Origin of the sequence: Pseudonocardia sp. (assembly GCF_025965585.1) — a bacterium.
Classification (GTDB): Bacteria; Actinomycetota; Actinomycetes; order Mycobacteriales; family Pseudonocardiaceae; genus Pseudonocardia.
The window spans coordinates 1-5,675 of sequence record NZ_JAOPWR010000537.1; the positions used below are offsets into that span (position 1 = coordinate 1).

Genomic DNA, 5,675 nt, shown 5'->3' on the forward strand with positions numbered 1-5,675 from the left:
CGATATGCCGGTGTTGAGGCGTAGAACGCGATCTGCTTCTTGGTCGCCTGCTTTGCCGTGGCGAACTCTTCCGCGGTGGCGCCGGTGATGACGAACGGCATGCCGACGATCTCGTAGCCCTCCAGCGACAGCCCTGTCCTCTGCCGGCCCTGGTGGAGCGCAGGCAGCGTGACCTCCCGGAGATAGCGTTCAGTGGTGAAGCCGTGGCAGAGGAAACCGTCGGCCACCTCACCCGCGGTCCTGGTCATCGCCTCCCCGACGCCGGCAAGCACGACGGGCGGTTTCCCGTAAGGGTTCGGCCCCGGGTCGAACATCGGGGTCATCAGCGTGTGCCGGTAGAACTCGCCCTCGAAGTGCAGCGGAGTGGCGTCGTTCCAGGACGCCCAGATCGCCTGCAACGCGAGCACGTACTCCCGCATGCGCGCAGCCGGATGCGACCAGGGCATGGAGAACCGCCGCGTGATGTGCGGCCGGATCTGCGAGCCGAGACCCAGTAGGAACCTTCCTTGCGACACGAGTTGCAGGTCGTTCGCGGAGACCGCGAGCGTCATCGGCGAACGCGCGAAGGCCACCGCAATGCCGGTACCGATCTCCACCCGCGAAGTGACCTGAGCCGCGAGTCCGACACCCAGGAACGGATCGTGGGCGGCCTCGAGCAGCCAGGCACCGTGATAGCCCGCCGCCTCCACCTCCCGGATTCGATCGCAGATGCTCACCGGTGACGCGTCCAGCTGATAGTCGATCTTCACGTCTCTGCCTCTCAGTCGCTGCACAGCGGCCGACCCCCGCCGAGAACACGATCGCGCCGGACCGTCGGCCCAGGCCTGGAGGCCTCCAGCCTCAACCGTCCGATCAGTAGAACACTATCCCACTAAACGAACTTTGACTGTACGGTTGACTGTCTCGGCTCGCGACCCTAGCGTTCGAGACACGCGCGGGCTTCGGGGTCCCGCTCATCTGGCACACCTCTCGAAGGGCGAGGCATTGGCTCACCTAGTGCACGAATTCGTCGAGTCCGCAGTCCGGAGGTTCCCTGACCGCATCGCGTTGATGGACGGTTCCGGCTCCCTGACCTACCGGCAGATGTGGGACCGCAGCCGCCGGCTCGCGACGGCCCTCCTCGAGCAGGGAGTGGCGCCGGGCGACCGGGTTGTCGCCCTGATGAACAACCGTAACGAGTGGGTCGAGGTCGACAACGCGGTGTCCATGATCGGCGCCGTCCGGGGCCGATTGAACTCACGTGACGGCGCCCGAGAGTACGCCTGGGTACTCAACGACCTCACGCCGAAGGTGGTCGTGACCGGGCCGGAGTTCACCACTGTCATCCAGGGCCTCATCGACTCGGGCCAGGCGCCGCCGGCCCGGGTGATCGGCCTCGCTGACAGCGGCGACTACGAGCAGTTGATCAGCACTTCCGCGCCTTTCGAACCCGCCGCGCTGAGTGAGGAGACGCCCTACCTGGTCTTCCATTCGTCCGGCACGACCGGCCACTACAAGGGCGCGATCTACCAGCACCGCAACTGGGTGGCCACCTACCGCAACATCCTGGCCACCATCATGGGTGATATGGGTCCGGACTGTGCGTTGCTGCACGTCGGACCGCTGTCGCACCAATCCGGCATCCTGACCGCCCCAGCGCTCTATCGCGGGGCCCGCTCGGTGATGCTTGGCCACTTCGATCCGAAGTTGTTCTTCGATGTCGTCGAGCGTGAGCAGATCACCCACTCGATCCTCGCCCCGGCGATCATCAATGCGCTGGCGAACCACCCCGACGCCTCGAACCGTGACCTGAGCAGCCTGCGCTGTATCTACTACTCGGGCTCGCCGATCGCACCGGTGGTGCTGCGCAAGGCGATGGAGATCTTCGGTCCGATCTTCATGCAGGGATACGGATCCACCGAGGGCGGCACGATCTACAACACGGTCCTCTACCCGGACGAGCACGTCGAGGCGCTCAAGAACCATCCGGACCGGTTGGCATCCTGCGGCCGGCCCTCGCCCTTCTTCGACGTCCGGGTAGCCGGTGAGGATGGCCGCGAGGTGCCGCGCGGAGAGATGGGCGAACTGCGGGTACGCGGGGACGCCGTGTCGATCGGGTACTGGAACCAGCCTGAGGCGACCGCGAGCGCCTACGTGGACGGGTGGTTCCGGATGGGCGATCTCGCGGTCCGCGACGAGGACGACTTCATCACGATCGTGGACCGCAAGAACGACATGATCATCAGCGGCGGCCTCAACGTCTACCCACGCGAGGTCGAGGATGTCATCTCTTCACACCCCTCGGTGAACGAAGTGGTGGTGATCGGCGTGCCCGACGAGAAATGGGGCGAGGCAGTCAAGGCGTGCGTTTCTCTGCACGCCGGTGAGTCGCTCACATTGGAGGCCCTGCAGGCCCATTGCAAGGCCACCGGTCTGGCCAACTACAAGAAGCCGCTGTCTGTGGACATCGTCGGGGAAGTGCCGAAGACGGCGGTCGGCAAGGTCTTCCGCCGTGCCCTGCGCGAGCCCTACTGGGAGGGGCAGCAGCGCCAGGTGGGTTAGCGCGTGACCTACACGACGTCAGTCGGGGCCCAGACCGCTTTGCGGCCCGAGCCCCGACCGGGCGCCTCTCTAATCAGCCCGACTACGACGCAGAGGGCGGAAGGAACAACCGGAGCAGGTTGTCGGCGACCTTCGCCCCCATCTCGTCGATGTCCCTTCTGCGTCGTCCGCGGAACCATACCGGCACGTTGTTCATCGCACCGTAGAGGTTGTGCATGGCCACGTCCTCGTCGACCTCGAACTCCCCGGTCCGGATTCCCTCACGAACAACGGAGCGAAAGATCTCGTCGTGCTCGACCCGGAGGGCCCGGCTGCGCTGCCGGTACAGCTCGGGCCAGTCCAGTGGCTGCAGGAACAACCTGGCCATCTGCGGATACTCCCGCACGATGATGTCCAGTTGAGCTCGGATCAGCATGCCCAGCCGCTCGGCCGCTGTGCCTGATACAGCGCCTGAGGTCTCCCGCAGCCGCTCGTTCGCCGTGGTCGCGAGCGCCTCCAGGCAGGCGCTGACCAGCTCCTCCTTGCTCGGGAAGTAGTGGTAGAGCGAGGCCTTGGTAAGATCCAGCCGATCGGCGATCTCGTCCAGGCTCATGCCATGGAAGCCACGCTCGGACAGCACGTCGGCAGCCGCAGCAAGGATGTCGGCCACCTTGCGATCACGACGCCGCGCAACCCTGCTCGGGGCAGGCTCCGACCTCGCCTCTGCCGTCACGGCAAACAACCTCCTTGCCACCGCGATCCCCGTTCTAGTTCCAAAGAGCGCCAGCCGCGGATCCTCGGCGATGGTTTCACATCCGGGTTGCGTCCCACGTTATGGCCGTCCTCGTAAGTACCGATGTCCGGCGAGCTGGCCGGTCACGAGCAGATGGATGACTGCGAGAGGTCGAGAATGACCACGCTCCTGCCGGCCCTGGAGGGAACTCGCCTCGTACTCCGTTCGCGCACCCACCACAGCTGGCCCGACGGACGTTCATGCCCGCGTGCGCTGCGCCGCGCACGGCTCGACCAGCTCGCGGGAGACGAGCTCGGACCGAAGCCACTCCGGCAACTCCCGGCGGGCGATGTCGGGGCGATCCCCGCCGTCGAAGCTGGCCCAGACATGCCAACCGGTGGCTCGTACCGCGACGACACCATCAGCCACCCGCCGCGCCTCCGCGGTCACCGAGAACGATGTGGTCCCGATACCCGACGGCCGGAGGCTGAGGGTGAACTCGTCGTCGAGAGAGAGCGGCGCCGGATAGGTCGCTGCCGAGGCAACACACGGACACGCCACACCGTTGCGCAGCATCGCGCTCACCGGGTGACCGACATCCTTCAACCATCCGGTGAACAGCTCCTCCATCCAGCGGTACGGTGCCGCGAAGTAGAGGATGCGAGCCGCGTCGACGTCGCCCATGGCGACCCGCCGACGAGTCGCAGCGAGGCTGTCGTGGGCACGTACGTCCATGCCTAGAGCCTAACACACGGTCGATAACCGACCATACAGACAACTATCTACCGCGCGGTACACTCCATTGTGCTGCCACCAGGCGCTGAAGCGCGGGCCTGAAATGACGCAACACCGCGCGGGCGTCAGGTGGGCCCCTGCAGCTCGGGCCCACCTGACCTGCAAAGCTCCGGCTTGCAGCCGGGTCCTACTTGATCTGGATGTTCGTGGAGTTCGCCGCATCGAGGGAGAGAACGTCTGTCAGCGTTCCCTGATCAAGCGGATGATCGCCGCCTAATTTGATAGTGAGCCCCAGACGGCCGCTGGAATCCGCGGTCGCGATCTGCTGATTGCTGGAACCGTCCTGCGCGGTGACGATGATGCGATGCGTGCTACCTGGGGTGAATGCTGCCGGTGTGCGGAGGCGCACTGTGCCCGTGCCCGTCAGCGTGAAAGAGCTGCCGTCGGCGCGTGCTGCGCCGAGGGAGAGGAACTCGTCGTCCTGACGCTCAACCGACACGTCGTACCCCCACACCGCGAAGTGGGGAATGACCGTGCGGTACGAGAAGCTGCGCGGGTCGACGATCTTACGGCTGAACAGGTCATTCGCCGACGGGACGATGTAGTCGGCATACACGCGGTGATTGTTGGCGCCATGCACGCCCGGCAGCTGAATGAATTGCGCCGGAATAGTTTTCGCAGGAAGGTCCTTTACAGCAACGTGGTTGTTGGCGACCAGTAGCGCTTCGATAGTGGCGGCAGCGGGGTTGCGGACCGGTGGATAAGTGCGGCAATCCTCAGTGGCCAGCGACGCGGTGCTCAGGCAAGCGTCCCCGTAGCTCAGCAGGAGCTTGCCGCCGAACCCAGCGAGATTGGTGGCGATCTGCGAGGGGTCGTAGTTGCGCCACCAGATCTCGTCGGTCACACCGGTGCCGTAGCCCTGGTCTCTCATATAGCCCAGGGCCTCCCAGATGGCCCGAAGGCGCGGCTCGGTCAGCGTTTCGTAGACACCGCTCACCGACGCCACGAACGCGTACTGGTCAGGGTGCAGCATGCCCTGAACGAGGGCTGCGTATCCCCCCATCGAGAAACCCATCACGCCACGGCCCGCCCGATCGCTGCGGACGTTAAACAGTGCCTCTACTAGTGGGTACAGCTCACGGTGAAGATGCGAGTCGGCAGGGAGTGTTTCACCCGTTACCGGATGCACGTTGGGAAGCAAATCCTTGCGGCCATCGATCCACCCACAGGTCTCACACCACGACTTGTCAGTGCCGGTGTCAGGCGCGACGACGACAAAAGTCGCCTTGTCCAACTGTGACGTGAGGTCGAAAAGCTCGGTCTGCAGGTAGCCCCCGCCCGCGCCGATCATGTGCAGTAGCGATTCTTGCTGAGTCACGGGGTCCACGGTGTGGTCGTCAAGTGCCGGCAGAACGGTCCCGTGCAGAGCGTATACAACCGGGTACGCGGCTCCCTCGATGCGGTATCTGTCCGGAAGATACACTCGGTTACTGACCCGCCGATGCAGCAACGGGCTGTTGAAATCAAGGTCCAAGACGCGGGCATCACCGTCGACCGGTCCAATCGTGACGTCCCACTGGGAATACGGTGCAGGCAGAGAAGTGATATCTGAGGTATTCGTCGCTGGTGGTACCACCGCCTCGGCACTGTTCGGCACAGTGAGTAACAGCAGGGTGAGTGCGAGACC

5 protein-coding genes are annotated in these 5,675 nt (G+C 64.8%); 1 reads left to right on the plus strand and 4 read right to left on the minus strand.

The window, feature by feature from the left end; all coding sequences use genetic code 11:
- On the minus strand, window positions 1–749 hold a 749-nt coding region (locus JWR81_RS33185; RefSeq protein WP_297661849.1), incomplete at its 3' end, for a TIGR03617 family F420-dependent LLM class oxidoreductase.
- 247 nt (window positions 750–996) lie between these two features.
- Between JWR81_RS33185 and JWR81_RS33190 the strand changes: the two genes are divergently transcribed.
- Complete coding sequence (locus JWR81_RS33190; protein ID WP_297661858.1) at window positions 997–2,541, plus strand: class I adenylate-forming enzyme family protein; 1,545 nt, start codon at window positions 997–999, stop codon at window positions 2,539–2,541.
- 82 nt (window positions 2,542–2,623) lie between these two features.
- On the opposite strand, the gene JWR81_RS33195 is transcribed toward JWR81_RS33190, so the two are convergent.
- From JWR81_RS33195 to JWR81_RS33205, 3 genes are all read right to left on the minus strand, one after another.
- Entirely contained in the window at window positions 2,624–3,190 is a 567-nt protein-coding gene (locus JWR81_RS33195) for a TetR/AcrR family transcriptional regulator (protein WP_177238845.1), read from the minus strand.
- A 321-nt stretch (window positions 3,191–3,511) separates the two neighbouring features.
- Window positions 3,512–3,937, minus strand: a complete 426-nt coding sequence (locus JWR81_RS33200) for a thioesterase family protein (RefSeq protein WP_297661862.1) — start codon at window positions 3,935–3,937, stop codon at window positions 3,512–3,514.
- 238 nt (window positions 3,938–4,175) lie between these two features.
- On the minus strand, window positions 4,176–5,675 hold a 1,500-nt coding region (locus tag JWR81_RS33205), incomplete at its 5' end, for an alpha/beta hydrolase-fold protein (RefSeq protein ID WP_297661864.1).